23 protein-coding genes are annotated in these 21,855 nt (G+C 45.8%); 19 read left to right on the top strand and 4 right to left on the bottom strand.

Annotated elements, in window-relative coordinates:
- Positions 1 to 127 precede the first annotated feature (127 nt).
- The 14 genes from SBI19_RS03160 to SBI19_RS03225 all read left to right on the top strand — a co-directional run bounded on the left by SBI19_RS03160 (position 128) and on the right by SBI19_RS03225 (position 11,732).
- Complete coding sequence (locus SBI19_RS03160) at positions 128 to 2,317, top strand: ABC transporter ATP-binding protein (protein WP_317964853.1); 2,190 nt, start codon at positions 128 to 130, stop codon at positions 2,315 to 2,317.
- On the top strand, positions 2,317 to 2,814 hold the full coding sequence (locus SBI19_RS03165; protein WP_317964855.1) for a DUF1854 domain-containing protein: 498 nt from the start codon (positions 2,317 to 2,319) through the stop codon (positions 2,812 to 2,814). Before SBI19_RS03160 ends, SBI19_RS03165 begins: the two co-directional genes overlap by 1 nt.
- A gap of 117 nt (positions 2,815 to 2,931) precedes the next feature.
- On the top strand, positions 2,932 to 3,420 hold the full coding sequence (locus tag SBI19_RS03170; protein ID WP_317964857.1) for an NUDIX hydrolase: 489 nt from the start codon (positions 2,932 to 2,934) through the stop codon (positions 3,418 to 3,420).
- Positions 3,414 to 4,154: an NUDIX hydrolase gene (locus SBI19_RS03175; RefSeq protein ID WP_317964859.1), complete on the top strand. Its 741-nt coding sequence runs from the start codon at positions 3,414 to 3,416 to the stop codon at positions 4,152 to 4,154. Before SBI19_RS03170 ends, SBI19_RS03175 begins: the two co-directional genes overlap by 7 nt.
- A gap of 57 nt (positions 4,155 to 4,211) precedes the next feature.
- On the top strand, positions 4,212 to 4,481 hold the full coding sequence (locus tag SBI19_RS03180; RefSeq protein ID WP_317964861.1) for a hypothetical protein: 270 nt from the start codon (positions 4,212 to 4,214) through the stop codon (positions 4,479 to 4,481).
- 101 nt (positions 4,482 to 4,582) lie between these two features.
- Positions 4,583 to 5,152 carry a hypothetical protein gene (locus SBI19_RS03185; RefSeq protein WP_317964863.1) on the top strand — a complete coding sequence of 190 codons (570 nt, stop codon included), beginning with the start codon at positions 4,583 to 4,585 and terminating at the stop codon, positions 5,150 to 5,152.
- Positions 5,153 to 5,179: 27 nt separating this feature from the next.
- The gene (locus SBI19_RS03190) at positions 5,180 to 5,674 is read left to right on the top strand and encodes an NUDIX hydrolase (RefSeq protein ID WP_317964865.1); all 495 of its coding nucleotides are present in this window, start codon (positions 5,180 to 5,182) and stop codon (positions 5,672 to 5,674) included.
- A gap of 24 nt (positions 5,675 to 5,698) precedes the next feature.
- Complete coding sequence (locus tag SBI19_RS03195; RefSeq protein WP_317964867.1) at positions 5,699 to 6,613, top strand: NUDIX domain-containing protein; 915 nt, start codon at positions 5,699 to 5,701, stop codon at positions 6,611 to 6,613.
- Positions 6,614 to 6,677: 64 nt separating this feature from the next.
- Positions 6,678 to 7,466: an APH(3') family aminoglycoside O-phosphotransferase gene (locus tag SBI19_RS03200; protein ID WP_317964869.1), complete on the top strand. Its 789-nt coding sequence runs from the start codon at positions 6,678 to 6,680 to the stop codon at positions 7,464 to 7,466.
- Between the two features lie 187 nt (positions 7,467 to 7,653).
- Positions 7,654 to 7,983 carry a DinB family protein gene (locus tag SBI19_RS03205; RefSeq protein WP_483312237.1) on the top strand — a complete coding sequence of 110 codons (330 nt, stop codon included), beginning with the start codon at positions 7,654 to 7,656 and terminating at the stop codon, positions 7,981 to 7,983.
- Positions 7,984 to 8,225: 242 nt separating this feature from the next.
- Positions 8,226 to 8,918 (top strand): DUF3888 domain-containing protein, encoded by a 693-nt coding sequence (locus SBI19_RS03210; protein WP_317964871.1) that lies wholly within the window; start codon positions 8,226 to 8,228, stop codon positions 8,916 to 8,918.
- Between the two features lie 175 nt (positions 8,919 to 9,093).
- Positions 9,094 to 10,002, top strand: a complete 909-nt coding sequence (locus tag SBI19_RS03215) for a phosphotransferase (RefSeq protein ID WP_317964872.1) — start codon at positions 9,094 to 9,096, stop codon at positions 10,000 to 10,002.
- 150 nt (positions 10,003 to 10,152) lie between these two features.
- Positions 10,153 to 11,100, top strand: a complete 948-nt coding sequence (locus SBI19_RS03220) for an alpha/beta hydrolase (protein WP_317964874.1) — start codon at positions 10,153 to 10,155, stop codon at positions 11,098 to 11,100.
- Positions 11,101 to 11,219: 119 nt separating this feature from the next.
- On the top strand, positions 11,220 to 11,732 hold the full coding sequence (locus SBI19_RS03225) for an SRPBCC family protein (RefSeq protein WP_317964876.1): 513 nt from the start codon (positions 11,220 to 11,222) through the stop codon (positions 11,730 to 11,732).
- Positions 11,733 to 11,793: 61 nt separating this feature from the next.
- Here the strand turns inward: SBI19_RS03225 and SBI19_RS03230 are convergent, their stop codons facing one another.
- Positions 11,794 to 12,756, bottom strand: a complete 963-nt coding sequence (locus tag SBI19_RS03230) for an NAD(P)-dependent alcohol dehydrogenase (protein ID WP_317964878.1) — start codon at positions 12,754 to 12,756, stop codon at positions 11,794 to 11,796.
- A 115-nt stretch (positions 12,757 to 12,871) separates the two neighbouring features.
- On the opposite strand from SBI19_RS03230, the gene SBI19_RS03235 reads away from it, so the two are divergent.
- Positions 12,872 to 13,444, top strand: a complete 573-nt coding sequence (locus tag SBI19_RS03235; RefSeq protein WP_317964880.1) for a Crp/Fnr family transcriptional regulator — start codon at positions 12,872 to 12,874, stop codon at positions 13,442 to 13,444.
- Between the two features lie 262 nt (positions 13,445 to 13,706).
- Positions 13,707 to 14,372, top strand: coding sequence for a hypothetical protein (locus SBI19_RS03240; protein ID WP_317964882.1), 666 nt, complete (start codon positions 13,707 to 13,709; stop codon positions 14,370 to 14,372).
- Positions 14,373 to 14,792: 420 nt separating this feature from the next.
- Here the strand turns inward: SBI19_RS03240 and SBI19_RS03245 are convergent, their stop codons facing one another.
- Positions 14,793 to 15,566: a helix-turn-helix transcriptional regulator gene (locus SBI19_RS03245; RefSeq protein ID WP_317964884.1), complete on the bottom strand. Its 774-nt coding sequence runs from the start codon at positions 15,564 to 15,566 to the stop codon at positions 14,793 to 14,795.
- Between the two features lie 160 nt (positions 15,567 to 15,726).
- Here SBI19_RS03245 and SBI19_RS03250 point away from each other — a divergent pair, with 160 nt between their 5' ends.
- The 3 genes from SBI19_RS03250 (at position 15,727) to SBI19_RS03260 (ending at position 20,660) form a co-directional block, all read left to right on the top strand.
- On the top strand, positions 15,727 to 17,541 hold the full coding sequence (locus tag SBI19_RS03250; protein ID WP_317964886.1) for a family 43 glycosylhydrolase: 1,815 nt from the start codon (positions 15,727 to 15,729) through the stop codon (positions 17,539 to 17,541).
- 71 nt (positions 17,542 to 17,612) lie between these two features.
- The gene (locus tag SBI19_RS03255) at positions 17,613 to 19,145 is read left to right on the top strand and encodes a glycoside hydrolase family 43 protein (RefSeq protein ID WP_317964888.1); all 1,533 of its coding nucleotides are present in this window, start codon (positions 17,613 to 17,615) and stop codon (positions 19,143 to 19,145) included.
- 63 nt (positions 19,146 to 19,208) lie between these two features.
- Positions 19,209 to 20,660, top strand: a complete 1,452-nt coding sequence (locus tag SBI19_RS03260; RefSeq protein WP_317964890.1) for a S8 family serine peptidase — start codon at positions 19,209 to 19,211, stop codon at positions 20,658 to 20,660.
- Between the two features lie 41 nt (positions 20,661 to 20,701).
- Here SBI19_RS03260 and SBI19_RS03265 read toward each other — a convergent pair whose 3' ends face one another.
- Both SBI19_RS03265 and SBI19_RS03270 read right to left on the bottom strand, forming a co-directional pair.
- Complete coding sequence (locus SBI19_RS03265) at positions 20,702 to 21,328, bottom strand: YczE/YyaS/YitT family protein (protein WP_317964892.1); 627 nt, start codon at positions 21,326 to 21,328, stop codon at positions 20,702 to 20,704.
- Positions 21,328 to 21,780: a GNAT family N-acetyltransferase gene (locus tag SBI19_RS03270; RefSeq protein ID WP_317964894.1), complete on the bottom strand. Its 453-nt coding sequence runs from the start codon at positions 21,778 to 21,780 to the stop codon at positions 21,328 to 21,330. Before SBI19_RS03270 ends, SBI19_RS03265 begins: the two co-directional genes overlap by 1 nt.
- Between the last annotated feature and the right edge of the window lie 75 nt (positions 21,781 to 21,855).

The following is a 21,855-nucleotide window of genomic DNA, read 5'->3' on the forward strand; positions in this document are numbered from 1 at the left end:
ATTGAGCGTTACACTCGTTGTTACCTGTCAAACAATCCCACAGGTTACTAGAATAGAATACCAGCTGCTAAGCAGAGTGACTTTGAGCTCCTCTCAAAGATCCTGATGTAAGGGAGATAGGCGAGTCGTGATTCAAGATCAATTACCACCGAACATCCGCAACAAAGAAAAGGGCGAAGTGTTGTTCAGTGTAAAATCGGATCTGCTGCCGGACGGCAGATTCGGCGAACAGTGGTTAATGGTAACGGCACATGGGGTCACGGTCTGGGGACAGGAAGAAGCGCCTGTCGTACAGCTGCCGATTGCCAAGATGAAGGATGCAAGAGCAGCCGGAGCGATCGGCGGAGGGATGCTGGTAGCCGACACGCAAGACGGACCGGTAGTCGTGGCTCGCTATACGGCTGCACAAACCTCGGCGTTCTCATTCGCAGCGAAGCTGATCGGCGCACTCGCGAAAGAAGAAGAATTGCCGGTCGTATCGGAGCGCGATATACCGCGCAATTGTCCGTCATGCGGCAACCCGCTCGGAGATGGCACGCAAGTATGCTCATTCTGTATGCAGAGCAGCAAGCTGGCCGCTCGTATGATTCGATATGCCAAGCCTTATAAGCTGCACATGGGCTTCGCGGCTGTGTTGCTTGTCATGACGTCTGTCGTTGAACTAGCGCCGCCGTATCTCACCAAGATCATTATCGATGACGTTCTGCAAACGAAAGACATGGGCTCGACGCTGTTATTCCTCATTCTTGGCCTTGGGCTCACCATGCTGCTGCAATCCGCGATGCAGACGATTCGCGGATTGATCGGCGTATGGGTCGGCTCGAAGCTGATGGGTGATCTGCGCAAAGACATATACCAATCGCTCATGCGGCTGTCACTTTCTTACTTCGATCGAAGACAGACGTCGCAGTTCATTGGACGCGTCAACAGCGATGCGGAGTCGATGCGTCAGTTCATGACCGATGGCGTCACTTACTTAAGCGGCGAAGTGCTGCGGATTGCTGCCATCTTCATTATTATTTTCAGCTTGGATTGGAAGCTGTCTCTGTTCGCACTGCTGCCTGTACCGGTTATGATCATCGTGTCGATGACCATCTGGCCGAAGATTGAACGCCGCTGGTATCAGCAATGGCGTTCAATCTTCCGGCTGAATACGCTTGTAGGCGATGCGCTGCAAGGCATTCGCGTTGTGAAAGCATTCGGCAGAGAACGCGAAGAGACGACTCGTTATTCGGATGCCAACGTTGCAGTTGTACGAAACAACATCCGGATGGAGGGGCTGTGGCAGTTCGTCTTCCCGATCTTCGGCTTCGTCGCAGGACTAGGCACGCTCCTGATCTGGTATTACGGCGGCCGCAATGTGCTTCATGATCGGATGCAGCTAGGCGAGCTGATGGCGCTCATTGCTTACCTTGGCATGTTGTTCGGACCGCTGCAATGGATCAGTCAAATGATCAGCTGGGCGAACAGTGCGATGGCTTCCGCGCATCGGGTGTTCGAAATTATGGATACGCCTTCAGAGGTGCCGGATACCGCTGATCCTGTGCCGCTAGGCGTCATCAAGGGCGATGTGAGCTTCGAGCATGTCACGTATGGTTATGAGAAACATCATCCGGTTCTGAAGGATGTCAATCTGAAGGTGAAGGCGGGCGAAATGATTGGTCTCGTCGGGCACTCCGGCGCGGGCAAATCAACCTTCATCAACCTGATCTGTCGGTTCTACGATTCAGATGAAGGAACGGTACGCATCGATGGCGTATCGATTCGCGATATTAGCCAATCCGATCTGCGCAGACAGGTTGGCGTCGTGCTGCAGGAGACGTTCCTATTCGATGGAACGATCGCGGACAATATCGCCTATTCCAAGTCGGATGCTACACCTGAGGAAATTATGCGTGCTGCGAAGATCGCCAATGCGCATGACTTCATCGTCCGGCTGCCGGATGGCTACGATACGCGTGTCGGCGAGCGGGGACATAAGCTGTCCGGCGGTGAGAAGCAGCGGGTTGCGATCGCGCGAGCGATCATTCACGATCCGCGCATTCTCATTCTCGACGAAGCGACGGCTTCCGTCGATACGGAGACTGAGCGTCAAATTCAAGAGGCAATCTCACGCCTCGTGCAAGGTCGGACGACATTCGCGATTGCCCATCGCTTGTCTACCCTTCGGAATGCCGATAGGCTCGTCGTGCTTGACCGCGGCAAAATCGTAGAGGTCGGCACGCACGAGGAGCTGCTATCCAAGGAAGCTGGCGTCTATCGCAAGCTGGTCGATGCGCAGCGGGAGTTGTCGCAGATTAAGGGGGTTGAGGGGTAATGGCGGACAAGTATGATATTCGAATGCTGTTGCCGGATGATGTCTACTTCAGCCGAGGCAATGGCGGTGTGCTTCAGGGCGTTGTCGACGGCCAGCCCTATGATGAGTTGATCGTCTATCGTGCGTTCCCGTTTCGGTATACCGATTCCTATATCTCAATTCGGAATGCGAAGGATGAAGAGCTTGGCATCGTGAAGGAGATTCACGAGCTGAACGAGGAGAGTGCGGCGGAGCTGACGAAGGAGCTGCAATTCCGTTATTTTCTTCCGCGCGTGACGCGCGTGGACAGCGTGAAGTTCAAATCCGACTTGTGGCTGTGGGAGCTTCAAACCCATCTTGGTCCAACCCGGATGGCTATGCGTAACCTGCATGAGCATCTCCAGTATCCTGGCGAAGGCCGCGTCATCCTGACCGATATGCATGGCAAGCGATGCGAGATTCCGGATTGGCAGGCGCTTGATGCACACAGCCAGCGGCAGCTGGAGGAAGTGCTGTAACCCAACTATCTAACATCACATCTCATAATACACGACAGCAGCTGACAAGTAATCGGCTGCTGTTTTTATTGAGGGAATGGCAGTGCGTCTAAAATATAAATCGAAGGAGGGATCGGTTTGGAGTACCAAGCTCCTAAACACTGCATATCAGTTGCAGGTTTAGTCACTAATGAAAGTGGAGAGGTATTGTTGCTTAGAACACATTGGCGTTCGGATACATGGGAAATGCCAGGTGGAAATGTTGAATTGGGAGAGCCCCTCGATGAAGCAATTCGCAGAGAGTTCCAGGAAGAGACGGGCATCGTTATTAAGCCAATTGGAATTACTGGTGTCTATATGAATACAACGAAGCAAGTGTTGTCTGTATGCTTCAGAGCTCAATACATTAGCGGGGAAATCAAAATACAAGAAGACGAAATAGTCGAAGCTAGATACATAAAAATCAATGAAGACAATATTGGGCAATACATAACAAGACCGCAGCAAAGATCAAGATTACTAGATGCGATGAATGCAAAATGCTTTATACCCTTTGAAGCCTGGGAAGTAAACCCCAGTTATAAGTTGTTACATAGATTGGAAGGGGATAGGGACTATAAATGTTAATCAATCCGATTCCCGAAATTATACAAGTAACTATTGATTCTGAAGAGATCAACCTTCCTTTTACCTTTCAAGAAGTAATAAACGGCTATTGGGAATCCTTAATAAAGCAGAAACCATACCTTACTCGAGGCGTTATCTATTCAGTTAGTCATATGAGTTTGGTTGATGCGGAACTAAAAGTTACTTTGCAAAAAACAGATTATGCTCATTTTCTCTACTCTAAACAGCTGAGTACCAATCATATATACAAGTACCGTGGAATAGTTGCGAATGGCGTTCTCCTTACAAAGGATGGGTATTTTGTGATTGGAGAGATGAATACACATACCTCCACTCCAGGAAGGTTGCAGTTTATAGCAGGAGGCATTGAGGAAAGCGATATTCATGGGGATGTTGTTCATATAATTGAGAGTCTATCGAGGGAATCACAAGAAGAAATGGGTATCGATTTGAATTCTAATATGGTTTCTAGAGTGACTCCTAAATATATTGTACATTGGCAGTCTATTGCTCTGGTTTACCTTATTGAATTAGCCATTGATTCCCATGAACTGAAATTACATTATGATCGTTTCGAGAATAGACTCCTTAGTAATAGCATCATACCTGAATTTTCATCCATTGTTTTTGTGCGCGCAGAGCGGTTATCCCAGTTCTTGAAAAACGACCAAAGAACTAAACTCGATTTTTTGCCCAAAGTGCTTGAACAGTTAAGTAGTGAAATATTTCAATAACACGGAACAATAGAATCGCGTCAAAGTAATTACTTCACGCTTTTGGGGGACCTTTCCTTGGAAAAACTCGTTACAGCAGATCTTGAAGAGTTATTGAACGCTAAGATATTGAGTAAAGAGGTAATTGATGATTCAAAGAATGAAAGGCTAATTGAGAAGATTTATCTTGTTGACAGAACAGTTCTAATGAAGTACGGGTATGATGGCGGGTTAAAACACGAGAGTCTTGTTTATACAACATTTCTCCAAAATAACGACCTGGTGCCAAAAGTATTATTCAATACTAACTTTCGCGGTTTGAATGTCCTTGCTTTGGAAGTTGGATAGATGGAGAGCACCCAGATTTCAGTTCGCCTGATCATATTAAATTGGTTTTTTCAATACTGGGTCAATGGGCTGCAAATTGGTCAACTAATGCTAAGAATTATATGAATGATTTTGGCGAGAAGTTTTCTCATTTTTCGATACTAGCGAGTTTACTTAATGAGAACTTAGAGACACTAACAGAACTTCTCGGAGTAAATTTTATCGATTTTCTTATGAAAGAATGCCTTGAACAAGAAGGACATGTTATTAAGAGCATTCAGCGAACACCTTTAACGTTAGATCCTGGTGACATATCTCTTCATAATTTTATTATTAAAGCCAATAAAGAAGTATGTTTCATTGATTTCGAATCCTGTGCAATAAGACCTGTCATCATGCTATTTGAGCACTTTGGTGAGGCTTATGATTCAATTCCAAATACACAAAGTAATATCAAATTAGCAATGGAAAGCTTTCTAAATGAATGGAATCACCTATCCGAAACAAAAATGGGCTGGGATGAGTTTTTGTATATTCATATAAACGCACGTATTTACTACCAAATTGGGAACTTCATCTATTGGATCAATCGAGTCCTTAAAGGTCAAGATGTCCCGCAGACGCTTGAATGGATCACTATTGGACGGAGGCAGATAACAGAGCTGTTAGAACGTTTAAAACACACAGCTTGAGTTACTCATGATTAACTATTTTGAGGAGTGAAAAATTTGCATTATAGAGCTTGCTCTCTTTGCATTATTAGAAGAAGAGAATCCATATTGCTTGAACAATTTCCGGAAAAAGATGGTGTCATCACATTTCGTCCAATTGGCGGCACGATTGAGTATGGGGAAGACAGCAAATCAGCTGTAATACGAGAAGTAAAAGAGGAAATTAATGTTGATATTATTGAACCCCAAATGATAGGCGTTATCGAGCACATCTTCTCTTGGTACGGAGAAATTGGGCATGAATTTGTTTTTATCTATGAAGCAGGCTTTAGCCGAACGGATGACTATAATACAAATGAATTTGAAGGGATTGAGGGGAACAAAAAGTTTGCAGCTGTTTGGAAGAATCTAGTTGATTTGAAAGAAAATCCGCAGTACAAACTTGTTCCCGACGGTCTTTATGAGATGCTTACTTGCGATCGAGTTTCCGATATAAAACATATTAACACTAAAGATTTATCGACTTTAAAAAGTCTTCAATAACCAAACACTAAGGATGTGAACGAGTTGGAGAGTATACGACTCCGTGCTTGCGCTTTAATTATTCAAGATGGGGCTATATTGCTTATTGAGTTTAAAAATGACGATGATGACGGTGTGCATTACAATCTTCCCGCAGGTGGTCTTGAACCTGGCGAGACCTTCGTTGAAGCTGTTATGAGGGAAGCCAAAGAAGAAGCGTGCATCGATGTGGAAGTCGGGTCCGTTGCATTTGTCTACGAATATCAACCAACTAAAAACAACTTCATCTATGGTAACACACACTCCGTTGGCATTACATTTGAATGCAAGCTGAAAGCTGGCTCAATCCCTCAACTACCTCCTACACCGGATTCGAATCAAACGGCCGTAAAATGGATACCGATTGCGGAATTACATTCGATTCAACTCTACCCTGAAATTAACCAAGACATTCTTGATTACTACAACGGCAAGAAGTATCGGAATTATGTCGAAGAACAAGAAATTCAACAGCATAAGCTTTACAGCGATATGCTGGAAACAGCGAAAGCCGCTCTTGCTGATGAACCCCCCGCACTGAACTCACAAATGTTACAACAGACACAGGTGGCAGTACTTTTCACTGAACATTGCAACATCTATGTAGCTGTCTGTCGTGATGTATTCGGCTCCAATTGCGGTTTCATGGACTTACTCGAATTGCTGAAAACCAAGGGCGAAACAAGGATACTCAAAATGCTCACGATGTGGCACAACGGGTGCATTGACCTTAGCTCTTATCATTTCAGAAAATCAATTTATGAAATGAACAAAGAAAATCTTGAAACCGAAATCATGCTTCTCGGGAAGGAACGTGACGAGACCGACGGCCTTGTCGACGTGTACGTTGCTAATCCAGGGGAGAAACTGCTCAAGCCTATCGTTATGAAGTTGAAAAACACATTTAATGGAGTTGTGTGACCTTCGTGTGTTATAGAGAGTGTTAAGGACGGAAAGAGACCAACACATATAGAAGGGTGACTATATGGAAAATATCGAACAAGATTTGCCCATCGAGTTACAAAGATTGATAGGTGACGATCAGGTTAGTTTTCATTGGAAAAATATTGCGCATACCTACTTTATTAAGTCCAAAACCGGAGAAAATAAGTACTTAAAAGTCCAACCGATCGACTCTATTGAGCCCTTGGATAGACAAGCTAAGAGGTTAATCTGGTTGCAGGATAAGTTACCTGTGCCGAAAGTTGTTGATTATGGAATAATCGGAAGCTATGAATATTTAGTTACAGTAGAGATAGCAGGAGCGGCGTCTTATCAGATCAATAAGGAACAACGGAATGACATGGTGAAATTAATCGCGCAGGGGTTACGAAGACTTCATGAAATCACGATTGAAGGTTGTCCTTTCGATCATTCCATTACTCAACTGATGAGTATTATTCGATCCAACTATGACAAAGGAGTTATTGGGACATCGGACTTATTCAGGAAGTTCTCGGAGGACAATCTAGATAAATTGATTCGTGAGGTGGAAGATTTTGCAAGAAATTTGGATGAAGATCTAGTTTTTACTCACGGGGACTATAGTTTGCCAAACATCATTGTTAATGGTGGATGCATTAGTGGGTTTATTGATCTAGGAAATTGCGGGGTGGCAGACCGTTATTATGATCTAGCGGTTGCAGAGAAAAGCATTATCAGAAATTTTGGTGAAGGATATTCGGATTTATTTTTTAATCATTACGGCATTAAAAATATCGATGACAAGAAGATCCGATTTTATCAACTCGTTGAACATTTCGTATGGACGTAGTTCATTACACTAACGGCGGGCTAAAGCTAACTAGGAGGCAACTCAGATGTTGAAATTATTCGAGTATAATTGGCAAGTTCGGCAAGAATGGCTCGTTTGGTGCAAAGACGTTTCCGAAGAAGAACTACTCAAGAAACGGACGTGAGGGATCGGAGGCATTTTGCCCACGTTGTTTCATATTGCAGATGTGGAATTCAGCTGGATATCTGCTCTGCAAGGGAAGCCAGAGTTCTCGGAGCCATTCGAATCCTATGCTAGCCTGCAGCAAGTGATGGATTTATCTGCCAGGTTTCACGAGGAAGTCCGTCCTTTTGTCATGTCGTGGACCAATGAAATGGAATTGAAAGTGTTATCGGAATTAGCACCTACGGGGGAGCCCGTTAACTTCAAATACGGAGAAATCATGCGGCATGTCATCACCCATGAAATCCATCATATCGGCCAGTTATCTATATGGTCGAGGGAAGTGGGCAAAGTCCCAGTGACGGCTAATTTTATACGCCGGGGCTTGTTTTAACCGAATGAACCCGTGGATTCAATTAACGAGGAACTTTAGCTCAATTCAGACAAGACGGCAGCCGGTCAACGATCGGCTGCCGTTTTCTCAAATATCCGGCAGTTTAGCTTGGAAAAACAAAAATAGGCTTCCGAGTATCCGTGGGAGCCTCTTATCTAGCATCATTGCAAGGTTTGCAACAAACATTACATTCGCATCGTCAATTGAATGGAAGAATTTTCATTCGAAGAGGAGAGGACGAATTGAAGAAACATTTTATTTCAGGTGTGTTGTGTGGTGCCTTGTTAATGGCCACAACATCTGTATTTGCTTCGAGTGTAATTGAAGCAACAATCTTTCCAAGTAAAGTTACTTTTTTTCTAGCTAATGGACTCTCCAAAGAAGTACAACTCCAGGAAGGTGAAGAGGTGCTTAACTATAATAATAAAGCATATATACCTCTTCGTTTATTCGCAGAGAGTAGCGGTGCTCTTGTAAAATACACACAAACTTCTCCTGAGACGGATAACAAACAAAAAATAGATGTTCACTATGTTGTTGAAGAGGCTCTTTCAGAGCAAACATCAAATGCAGCTGGTAATAGGCCACTTAAGGACTCAAGGGAATTGCAGCTACAGGATATGCTTGTCACAAGTCTGCTTCCGCATATGCAACAGAAGCTTGCCGATATATACGAAGATGTAATTACAGTACCACCAATTATTCATCCGGATTATGTAAGTGTGGAGAGTGTTGAAAGGGTAGCTGCTTTCCGTGGTTTTGATTTTTTAATCACAATAGATGCTCAACCAATAGTCGGTCCTCATATACCTGTCGGCGAAGATGTACTTACTTATCGGATTTCGTCGGCTGGAGTTGAGCTTAAAAATTTTGAACATCTTAGAGGACCCAATAAAGATGACTTCCTCCCCAATTACCAAAATCTTTTGAAGTAACGGAGAACGATAGCTCAATCTTGTCTCAGTCGGCGGCCGGTCACTTGATCGGCCGCCGTTTATCGTTGAACTAGCGTGGTCGCGCGAGTTAGTTGATTATCAAAGGTCTTGTATCTATGAGAAATATGGTCATGGTGCTAATATATTGTTATACCTTAATTAAGGAGCTGTTGTAGTGTCAGAGAAAGGCAAACTGTTCTCACGGGTTTTATTAATTGCAGAGAAGAATGGTTTAACTGAAATTACGCCTATTGAGCTTAGTAATGGTGTGAACACGATTATTCACCTGGCTCCTCATCCGATTGTAGCCCGAATAGCCGCTATCAGTTCAAAAGAAGATTCAGAGTATGCATATAAGATACTTGATCGAGAGATACATGTAGCACGTCATCTACAATCCAAGGGCATCCCCACGTTATTGCCTTCTGAACTTGCTGATGCAGGACCGTACGATGTTGGCGGTACATGGATGACGCTTTGGAGATATATTCCTCCGACACAATTAGACCTTCCTTCACCGCGTGAAGCCGTTGGAATGGTAAACGAACTTTCAATAGCAATGAAAGATTTCACGGGTGATCTTCCTGTGCTTGGGGTTTGGGAGCGAACATATCAATCGGCTATTAAATTGAAAAGTAATTCCGATGAGCGTATACAAGCTTTATTAAGTGTGTTTCAAAAGGTAAATGAGCAGATTCGCATCGAACCAAGTTTACTAATACCGTGTCATGGCGATGCCCATGCAAGAAACTTATTACCAAGTCCAGAGGGATGGATTTGGTCGGACTTTGAGGATGTTTCTTTGATGCCAGCATATTGGGATTTGGCTTCATTTGTTGGTAATCATGCATTATTCGGTGGAATACAGGAGCCCACTTTTAGATACATTTTGGACCATCTTGATAACGGCACTGATATAAAAGCTTTTGGATTCGCTATTACTGCCCGTACACTAATGTCTACACTAGGAAATTTGGATTTCGCCCTTGCTGGCAACGGAGATTTGGAATTTGCTAATAGACAGTTAGAACTTGCGGAAGATTTCATTCGTCAAGTAGAACTACTAATTGCAGGAAGCGATTAAACTATCGGCTAGGAGCAGCTTACCCCCGCGGTAGCTGCTCTTTCTGTTATTGATCTAGCGGTCAGTTTATATGGGGAAAAAGCAGTGTATATACCATATGTAGGAAATGGAGGTTGTAGTTTTAAGAGTCACGAAAATAGGGGGAGAAGGATGTCACGGATACCTTTTATCGATAGAAGTGTTCGTTTAGCAATAACCATAGTTGGTTTCCCGCTATCCATTTGTCAAACCATGCTTTCCTATTATCATATTTACAAAAACAAACCAACAGGAAAGCATGTTCGAGTAAGTCAACGCACCCTGCATGCAGTCGTTACTGGGGAAAACACTCAGGGTAATCCAACCATTATATTAGAATCAGGCATGGGTGGTTGCTCATTAGATTGGTCTCTCATTCAGCCCGAGCTTTCGAAGAATTCAATGGTTTTATCTTATGACCGTGCTGGTTTCGGCTGGAGCACTAAAACAATGGTACAGCCAACTTGCAAAAACTATGTTAGTGAGCTCCGATTATTGCTAAAAGAAATGAATCTCAAACCCCCTTACATTCTTGTCGGGCATTCGTACGGCGGAATGATAACCAGATTGTTTGCAAACGAGTATCCAGAGGAGGTTAAAGGTTTAATCCTTGTAGACTCGACACATGAAGGCCGATATTTGACAAATATAATGAGTGAAATGAGGAGAACTGAACGCGAAGTAAATTTGAAAATGTTCAGACTAGGTTATTTATTATCGCCAATCGGTCTTCCACGAATGTTGAAAAGGCATATTGGGGCTAATAGGCTGCCTTCTGATGTTCAAAAAATCCTTACTTCCTTAGGACGTAGAAATAATGCTTTTAAAGCGGCTTACTTGGAACTTTTATGTGCTGAAGAGAGTGCCCTCCAGTTAAAAAATGCCCCTCCTTTAAGGCATGACTTGCCTGTCATTGTTTTATCAGCGGGAAAACAAAATGACGACTGGAAAAAGGGGCAAGAGGAACTCTTAAACCTTACTAAACGGACAAAACAAATCATGGTTGAAGACAGTTGGCATTCGATTCAAATTCATCGACCCGATGTTGTAGTTGACGCAGTAAAAAGTTTGTTAAGCTAACGGGCGGGATACTTCCAATACATGGTGAAATAAAGCTTTGGACTGAAAACAAAGTTTTAGATTGAAATATAAAATTGAAGACAAGGTATAGTTCACTTCAAAACACAAGGAGGATTTTCATGGATAACAATCTGAATCAATCGTTCGAAATATTAATTACGCGTGTATTCGATGCCCCTCGCGAACTGGTATTTAAAGCATGGACGGAGCTCGGTCATTTCGCGGAATGGTGGGGACCAAAGGGGGGCACCCTCGAGATCGTTAAATTGGACGCTCGATCAGGTGGCGAGTTTTTAGGTATTCAGACGTCTCCTGACGGAAATCAGGTTATATGGACAAAATTTGCATATCAAGAGGTTGTCGAACCCGAGAAAGTGGCTTATATCCGATCCTTTTCCGATGAGCAGGGGAATACGGTCCGGTCGCCATTTAGCGTGAGCTGGCCACTTGAAATTATGAATATCATATCGTTAGAAAATGACGAAGGTAAAACGATATTAAAACTGAAAGGATTCCCTGTGAACGCTTCAACTGAGGAACAGGAAGCCTACAAAGGCATGGCTCCAAAGCTTCAACAAGATCTTGAGGGTACTTTCGATAAACTTGCCGACTATCTTGCCTTCCTGAATTAATACGAGAATAAAAGTTAATCGGCTCCAAAAGCCTGAATCACTTTGAGAATAACGGTATGCTTCAGAGTTGAATAATCACGTTACCCCTTTTACGTTCGGTCTCTACATATTGGTGGGCATCTGGCAGACGCTCCAAAGGAAATCGACGATCGATCACGGCATGTAATGTTCCATTGTTGGTAAGATCCATGAGGAAGTTCAAATTCGATTTGTTCTGCATAAGCCCGGCGGCTGCAAAAACAGCTCTTCTGCCTTTAAACATAGATGTCCACATCATTTGCATGAGGGTAGACAATCTCGGGGCGGTAGTCAGATACATTCCTTTGTCCGAAAGCACGCGCCTGCAATCTGAGAATGAGCATTTGCCTACAGCATCAAAGATGATATCGTAAGCTTTGTCTGCTTTCGTAAAATCTTCCTTCTTGTAGTCAAGGACGAAGTCTGCACCTGCATTTCTTACCAGACCTTCGTTGGCACCCGAGCATACACCGGTTACTTCAGCGCCATAGTATCTGGCCAATTGCACAGCGTAGATACCAACCGATCCTGACGCCCCATAGATTAATACTTTCTGTCCTTCTCGTAAATGTGCCTTATCTCGCAGGAACGTCAATGCGGTGGCGCCACCGTCACAGACACCGACAGCTTCTTCAAAGGTAATGTTGTCGGGTATTAATGCAAGTGGACTATCAGCGGAGAGACACTTATATTCGGCGAATGCCCCAAAATTTTTGACGCTCATCCCCAGTACGCGATCCCCTGGTTTGAAATGCTGTACTTCCTCTCCAACCGCTTCAATAACACCGGCTAGTTCGCATCCTCCTATTGGAAATTTCGGTCTGGACAATCCGTATAACAGTTTAATCATAAACGGATTGCCCTTGCGAAAAGCGCAGTCCGACGGCCCTACTTTGGCAGCTTTAATACGTATGAGAAGCTCTTTGTTTCCAGGCGTCGGTTTCGCAACTTCCTGCATGACAAACACTTCCGGTGAACCATACGATAGTTGAACCATTGCTCTCATAGACTTCATTCCTCCTAACGGTAATTTCACTGCTGAGGCTATTTACAAGAGACCCCCCATGCTAGAAAATGGATAGAGAACGTAACGACGGACAACGAGAAGAGGGTAAGAGCTAATGGAAGACATTCTGTACAAATACATGTCGAGATGGACTTCTCTTACCAAGGAAGATCAGGAAACCATCGTGAACGAACTACGTGTAGAAAAGTTTGCGAAAGATGAGGTTCTCTTTCAACAAGGAGAGACCCCTGCCGCATGTTATTTCATTTTAAAAGGTTGCGTAAGGCAATACTCGATTGATGAGGATGGCAGAGAGGTTACGTCTAATTTCTACACCGAAGAGCAGGCCATTGCGATTTTCAATCACCACAAACCAGATAGATCTTCCGATTACACTTTTGTTTGCGCAGAAGATTCGATAATGGTCATTGGCGATCTGGATAAAGAAAGAGATATGTACAATAAACACCCTCAATTGGAATCCATGACTCGCAGGATGATGGAGCAGAATTTTAGTCAGGTCCAAGAAGAATTCGCAGCTTTTATCGCTTCTTCACCTGAAGATCGCGTCAAGACACTTCTAATGAAACGTCCCTCTCTTATCAACCGGGTGCCCCAACATCAACTGGCTAGTTATCTCGGCATTACTCCGGAGTCGCTAAGTCGAATAAAGAAGAGAATTCAGTAAGGTCCTAACTGGCTCGACATCACCATGGTATCCGGGGAATGTTTTCATTGCATTGACTTAAGTCAATAGACGAAACTGGATATATAGAAAGGGCATTCTCCGATGTGTCCTTTTATGCGTAATCAGTCCTCATTACGCTCAAGGGAAACGATAGTTCAAAAAATAAACCAGAACAGGGAGCATATCAGGCGGTGCTGCTCCCTGTTTCATTGAAGTAGACTATTCGTTGTCCTATTCCTCGCTTTTCGAAAGGGGGTAGAGAATGTTAATTAAACGGCTTCTTATTGCTGTCTCAATATGCTTGGCATTATTGATTATTTTAACGATTTTCACATATTCTCAGTTTAAGGAAAACCAAAGAGAAAACCAAAGATATGAGCGTTACATTTCAGCAAAGATTGCTCAATCATTATCAAATTTATTGACTGCCGTTTTGATTAGCGATGAGACCCTTCATAAATTCATGGAAAGTGGCGAGAAAGAAATGCTGCCCGATCAAGCAACCACACTATGTTACGATTTTCAATCGATCGGCACGGAATATCAGGAATTACTTCAGACATCACAATCTTTAAAAAAGGTGAACTACATACAAACGAACAATATAACAGCAAACACAGCTAAGGATATCCATTTTTTTCTGTCTAGGCAGTTGATCGGAAATGGAGTTCTCGGGGATTGCACACCGGCGAAGTCAACTATCACGCTTAATGAGGAGCAATTCGACAAAATAAAAAGCATCTATGAGATTAGCAAACAATGGTCTGCGATTGCCAAGAATCTAGTGCCCGGATCAACGCTTAACGGTGTCGAAAATGTCAAATGGGACCTCGTCGTTAACGATAAAGTGTGGGTGCAGTTAATAGAAGAATATTCGGCTTACGCCCATGACTCGGGGATGACGGGAATCAATCAATTTCTCAACTAACGGAGAACGTTTGTTCACCAACTTAAAGGAGATGTGTAGAGATTAAAAAAAGATTCGAATTTACTGCGGTTGTTTTAATAAGTAATGGCGAGTTAACAGATGATTTTACCATCGAAATCGCACAAATTGCTGACCGTTTAGCCGAACAGCTAGAGACCGCGAAGAAAGCGCTGCAAACCATTGTTGAGAGTACTGAACTTGGTAAGGAGGCAGCCAAGACTATAGCCGCAGAAGCTCTGGAAGCAATTATTAAGCCCTAAAATAACCTATGCACCCAAGTCTTCAAGTATCCTGAGCTAAGGAAATGATGGTAGAGCTAGTGAAATCCATGAAGTAAGGGATTGAGCTAACGGTAACGTTACCTCAATAAAACAGCGGCAGTCTGGGACTATTGTATAGTCCAAGACTGCCGCTGTTCCATTATCTATCAGCGGACGGTCTCTTGCGAAAATCCCGCGGCGTACACCCTGCGATCTGGCGGAACTGTCTGGTGAAGTGCTCGACATTCTTGTACCCGCACTGCGCAGCTATATCGGCAATTCGAAGCGGGCCGTAGATGAGCTTTTCCTTGGCCAACCGAATCCGGCTCTGAATGACATCGTCCATACAGGAGATGCCGAAGGTCGATTTGTACAAAGCTTGCAAATAACCAGCGCTCAGATGCACATGTTCAGCCATAGTGGCAACCGTCCATTCCGCGCCGGGATTGTGATAGATCGACTTGCGCAGGTCGAGCAGCACTTGATAATGCGGTGTTCGTTCCTTCGACTGGTAGGCTTCATGGAGCTTGTTGAATAATACGCGCAGCAAATAATCGATCGACAGCTCCCGATAGTCGTAGTTGAAATAGTTCTCGGCCGCCAGCAGATGGAACAGCTCATGGCAGTATTCCGGGTCCGTCAGCGGAATCGGAACGCCAAGCGGCAGCGTCGTCTCCGTCACATAGGACTCGGAGGAATCGAACCGAATCCAATCGTTCACGTACGTATCGGTGCAGGCGCGGTAATAGATTTTCTGATGGGGTGGATATAAGACGGCTTGATTGGCGGGATACTCTCGCTGCTCTCCCTCTACCCAGAATACAGCAGGGGTCTGCGTCGTAATCAACAGCCAGAAATCATGGCCTTCAGGTATATCATATATAAAATCTCCGGAGTGATCGGACCCATAGCCGACGTAATAGATGGTGGTCATCTGTCATTCTCCAATCATAGAATAGATCAAGTTTCTATCATCATATATCATTGTGAGTCGAATACTGCTAGTCTATAATTTCTATGTAAAAATAAACGATAATCCGCGGACTCATCTTATCTATGTATTAGAAAATATCAAAAAAAGGTGATCTTCCATTATGATAACAGAAATGAAAAACGATCGTAACTATGTTCTGTGCTATACGCGTGAACCGCAGGAAGACATTATCTACGCGAATAAGCTCGCGTACAGCATGCATCTTGCTTACAGTGCAGATGGCGAGCGCTATGAAGCGCTGAACCATAACAGCGGCGTCCTATTCGCGAGAGCGACCGACAACGAGAACGGCACGATGAATGCGAAGAGCCTGAAGAGTCCTTATCTATTTCAGCTGGCTGACGGCACGTTCGGCGTCGTTGCAGTGCGCACGGAACATGATGGACAGCCGGACGAGCAAAGCAAAGGTTCCGTTCTATTGTTCACGTCGAGCGATCTGTTGCAGTATAAGGAGATCGGTCTGATCAACCTGAAAGGTGACACCTTCGTTCAGGACGTTGCTTGCTCGTATGATACCGGAAGCGGTACCTATATCATTCACTGGACGGATGAGCATGGCAGCAGCTACCGCAATGCGATGGCGGACCTGTTCAGCCTATCGAGTGCTTCAGCGCCGGAACAGGCGGAAGCGCTTGCAATTAATTCTGTGTCTGCGAACATTGAAGGCATCGTCCCGCGCAATGCGATCAGCGTCTCGCCAGAGATCGCGCGCCGTCTGGTACTTAAGCTGACGGTTCCGACGAATGTGTCGATTCAGGTGCCGGAGCAAGTAACGGCGAGCTCGATCGAGGAGCTGAATGCAGTTCGTGCGACGGCTATTTACAGCGATGGCACAACGGCAGGCAAGTCCGTTGCTTGGCAGGCTGCAGAGGTGAATTGGAACGTCCCTGGCACCTATCAAGTTAGAGGAACCGTACATCAGGACCGCTATGATTTCCCGACGATGCAGCACCGTGCCGATCCTAACATAGCGAAGTGGAACGGCAAGTACTACTTCATTGCTACCAATGATGCGGATCATAACCAGACGTTATATATCCGGGAATCCGATACGATCTCAGGTCTCGTGAAGGCCGCGGAATCGCTCATTCTCGATACGAAAACCTACGATCACATTAAGGGCCTGTTGTGGGCGCCTGAGCTTCATTCTATCGAAGGCAGCCTGTACATTTTCCATGCGGCAACGACTGGCGAGTTCTTCTATGAGGAGTGCCACGTCATGAAGCTGCGCGAAGGCGGCAATCCGACGGTTGCGGCTGATTGGTCCGAGCCTATGCGCGTCGTGAAGAAGGACGGCTCGTACCTATGCGAAGCGGGCAAAGTGATCTCGCTCGACATGACCGTCATTCAGCTGAATGGCGAGTGCTATGCAGCTTGGTCGGAGCGTCAGTTCCTCCCTGTCGATATTGGGGCATGGATCTATATTGCGAAGATCGATCCGAAGGAGCCATGGCGGCTCATTAGCGATCCGGTGCTGCTGTCGAAGCCGGATTACGGCTGGGCTAATAATCATACGTTCGTTGACGAGGGTCCGTTCGCGATCATTCGAGATAACAAGCTGTTCGTGACGATTTCGAGCGCGGCAATCGATGCGACGTATTGCGTCGGACTGCTGACCGTTGATACGAATGCGGATTTGCTGAACCCGGCAAGCTGGACGAAGACGAATTACCCGCTGCTCACATCGCGGAGCGTAGAGGGCGAATTCGGACCTGGTCACAATTCCTATGTGACGGATGAAGATGGTGTCATCTGGAACGTGTATCACGGCAGACCGGGTGTTCAAGCGCCTCGCTGCTCGGGACTGCGCCGTGTCCATTTTGACATCGACGGTTATCCGGTGCTGGATTTGACAGACGAGAAGGACTTGAATCCGAAGCTTACGGCGGTATCGATTGAAGTCGTTGTGAAGTAATTCATGCGTGATAGATCGTGCGGCAAGCTGAAATATAACATTTATTGAAGTCATAAAGGAGAGAACTTGCTATGCATCCCAATCCGATTATTTGGGCCGACTATCCCGATCTCGATGTCATCCGGGTAAACGATACGTATTATATGGTCAGCACGACGATGCATATGATGCCGGGCGGCGTCATTCTGCGCTCGTATGATCTCATGAACTGGGAAGTTGCGACACATATGTACGATGTGCTCGAAGATACGCCAGGCCAGCGGCTCGAGGACGGTAAGTCGATCTACAGCCAAGGCATGTGGGCGGCATCGATTCGCTATCACAAGGGCCAGTTCTATGTTATCTTCGTGGCGAACGATACGCATAAGACGTACCTGTACACGGCAACCGATATCGAAGGCCCATGGAAGAAGCAGTACATTGAAGGCTTCTACCATGACTGCTCGCTGCTGTTCGATGACGACGATCGCGTGTATCTGATCTATGGTAATGCGGATATCCATCTGACGGAGCTGAAAGCGGACCTGTCGGGCCCGAAGCCGGATGGTCTGAATCGGATTATTGTTCGCGAGAAGGATAAGTATTACCTCGGTTATGAAGGCGCGCATTTGTACAAAATCAACGGCAAATACTACGCCTTCTTCATCCATATCACGCCGGCGACGAACGGACGCCGCACACAGGCATGCTACGTCGCAGATTCGCTGGATGGCGAGTGGACAGGCGGCGAAGTGTTCAACGACGACATGGGCTACTTCAATGCAGGCGTCGCGCAAGGCGGCATCGTCGATACGCCTGATGGCGATTGGTATGCGATGCTATTCCAAGATCACGGCGCTGTCGGCCGTATTCCTGTGCTCGTCCCGCTCCAATTCGAGAATGATTGGCCAGTGTTTGCGAAGGAAGCGCCAAGATCGATCGATATTCCAAGCACGCGTCCGGGCTATGCGTACAAACCGCTCGTTGGCAGCGACGATTTCCGTTATGAGCCAGATGCTGAAGGTAAAGTGCGTTTGAAAGATTTCTGGCAGTGGAACCATATCCCGAATCATGCGCTCTGGTCTGTAACGGACGGCGCGTACCGGATTCAATCGGGTCAGCTGAGCCCGAATCTGACGTATGCGGTCAATACGCTGACGCAGCGGTCGATGGGTCCAGCATGCGAAGCAACGGTAACGCTTGACGGCAGCGACCTGAAGGATGGCGACTACGCCGGCATTTGCTTCCTGATCAGCATGTATGGCTTGATCGCGTTGACGAAGGAAGCGGGTCAAACGTACTTGGTCATGCTGGCGAGAGACAGCGAAGACCGTACCATTTTCGGCAACCTGGTGGACAGCGTTCCAGGAACGGAGTATGCTCGCATACCGGTTAGCGGAGATAAGGTGACGCTGAAGGCGCACGGTGATTTTGTCGACAACAACGATATTTGCACGTTCTACTATCAGGATGGCGAGGAATGGAAGCAGCTTGGCATCGGGCACAAAATGTTGTACAAGCTCGACCATTTCATGGGCTGCCGAATTGGTTTGTTCCTGTTCTCGACGAAGGAGATCGGCGGAACGGCCGCGTTCTCCAGCTTCGAATATAAAGTGTTAGGCTAAATAAAATTGGGACGTCCCTAAATCGGGACGTCCCTTATTTTATACAAAACGGAGTGATTTAAGATGTTAATGCAGCGTGTAATGGATCCGACTTGGGCAAGATTAGGCTTCCCTCAAGCCCCAGAACTTGATCTCTCTGGGCGGGGTATAGGGATCGTCATCATCGATACGATACGACCGCATGCCTCGATTCAGCATTTGGGCGACCGAATTGAGTATGTGACGGTGAATGAAGATCTTACGATCGAGTGCCGAGCTATCGCAGACGAAGAACCAATTCTAGATTCGGATTATGGCGAGCATGGATTAATGTCTGTATTAGCATTGGCTCATCAACCATTCGAGCAAGAGGGGCAATTCCATGTCGGTTTAGCACCGGCAGCAAACTTTATCGTACTGAACCACCATGCATTTCGCGAAGGGGATGGAGAGCGGTTAACTGCAGGTATTCAGTGGCTGCTGAGAGAGCGGCAGGAGTGGAATATTCGAATCATTCTGAGTATGGGCTGGCATGCGCTGGATAACAGTGTTCTGCTGCGAAATACGTGTCACAATAGCACGGTTAAGGCGCTGGCGCCTGCAGTCGATCAAGGTATTCTGGTTATATGCTCCAATGGTAATACAAGGTTTGGTAACATCATGCCTCCAATCGATTACTTGGCAGTTGGCGGATATAACGACCGCGGCAAAGCTGATAGAGGACTGCATATTCCTTTCTCAGATGAGCCATTTGGACGGAATGGTGACGGTCATTACAGACCTGACGTGTTAGCTCCTAGAGTCTATCTCACAGTGCCTTATTGTGAATCCGGTATCAAAGAAAATAGTGTTTCTTACTATTGGGGGACGTCCGGAGCATCGACTGTAACTGCGGGAGCGGCAGCATATCTAATGTCACGCTATCCTGAGCTTGATTCGAATACGATCCGACAGGTTCTCACTATGAGCGGCGATCCGCTGTCAGGAGATGACAATCGCGCATCTCGTATTCATGTCGGACAAGCGTTGGCAGTTTTACGTCATGGCATGCTAGTCAGTGAAATTAGGGTTCCTGCTGCAGTTAAAGTTATGGATGAGTGGTCAGCGCTACTATCTAGCGATGAAATTGAGCGAGCATTAGCATTGTCTGCACTTGCGACGAGACAGCAATGTACGCGGGAAGAGTTATGGCATCATACGGAAGATAAATCGGCTATTGTACGGAAGATCGCAATATCAGCACTTCTGCCGCTCGTATCGGAGCATGAACGGCAGATTTTCTGGGACCGTCTAGTGGTTGAACCAGAGGGCGGCGTCCGCGGCCGGTATGCCTATGGACTACTCGAGGGATCGACTGATTGCGAGGTCAAGAAGTGGATTCCATTTTCGACGGATGTGAATTGGACGGTGCGCTGGTCTGTCTGTACGTTTATGGAACGCTACTCTGAACGATTCCCACATCTTGAGAAGACTCATGACCCGGATTCTATAGAAGAGAAAGCGAGACCGTTGTTGGAGTGGTTAGATAGAAACTAGAAACTTTCATTGAATGAGAAAGCCAAAGAGCAACGTGGATTTCAACGGCCCTTATTACTAGTAGAAGAATCTATTGCCTTCCGTGTAAGGGGCATCCAATAATTCAGAATCAAGCCGCCTAGACAGACGGTGAGAATCGTACCGATACCGATGGGCCCATGAACAAGTAGTGCGGCAATTAAGAATACGAGATAAATCATGGTTCGTGTAACGAGTAAACTAAGCTTTGTTGTCTCGCGCAGAACGAGTGTAAGTCGGTCAATAGGAATGGGAGCGAAGCTCGCGTGCAAGTAGATGGATGTACCGGCGCCGATAATGAGCATGCCTAGGCCGAAACAAATGAATTTATTAATTAGCAGTTCAGGCTCGACCAGATGATTCAATATGAACAGCCATCCATCGATCCCGATGCCGGTAATAAAGGCAGTTGCAAGCCCTAAAATTTCCGGTCGCCGTCCAGCTAGACAAGCGTTACAGCCGATCAGGATGATGGCAATGAGCACTTCCCAGCTGCCAACGGTAAGCCCTACGGTCGTGGATAGACCGACTAACAAGGCGTCGAATGGTGAAATGCCAAGGTCAGCCCGAATCGTTAGGGCGATCCCAAAGGTTAAGATGAGAATTCCACCGATGAAGAGGGCGGGTGTTGATGCGCGTGGCTTGTTCATTATTGGATGAAGGGAAGGTCCTTCGTCATCACAACATGAGGGATCCCATCCTCGACGAACTCTTCTGAGGCGGCAAGATAACCAAGCTTCTCATAAAATCCTTGTGCCTGCGTTTGTCCATGCAATTTGACCTTCCGCAGTCCCTGCTCGACGGCAATTTCCTCTAATATGCAAATGATCTTTTTCCCTATGCCATATTGTCGATAAGACTCTAATACGCAAATCCGCTCGATTTTGCCAATCCCATCAACGATGCGAATTCTTCCTGTTCCGACGGGATTTCCATCATAATAGGCGAGGATATGCTCGCATGGCGCCTCCAGCGTATCGAATTGATCATATTCATCTGCAAGCGGCACGCCTTGCTCCTCTACAAATACTTCTTTTCTTATGACAAATGCAGCTTCTAATTCTTCCTGTAAAGTAATTCTTGTAATTGTTGTCGGATTCATATGCTTTCGATCCTTCCAGGCTTTATTTATTCGCGAAAACCGTCATAATGAATAACAGCACTCTAACAAGTATAA

This window comes from Paenibacillus sp. CCS19, assembly GCF_033239625.1.
In the GTDB taxonomy this organism is placed as follows: domain Bacteria; phylum Bacillota; class Bacilli; order Paenibacillales; family Paenibacillaceae; genus Paenibacillus_T.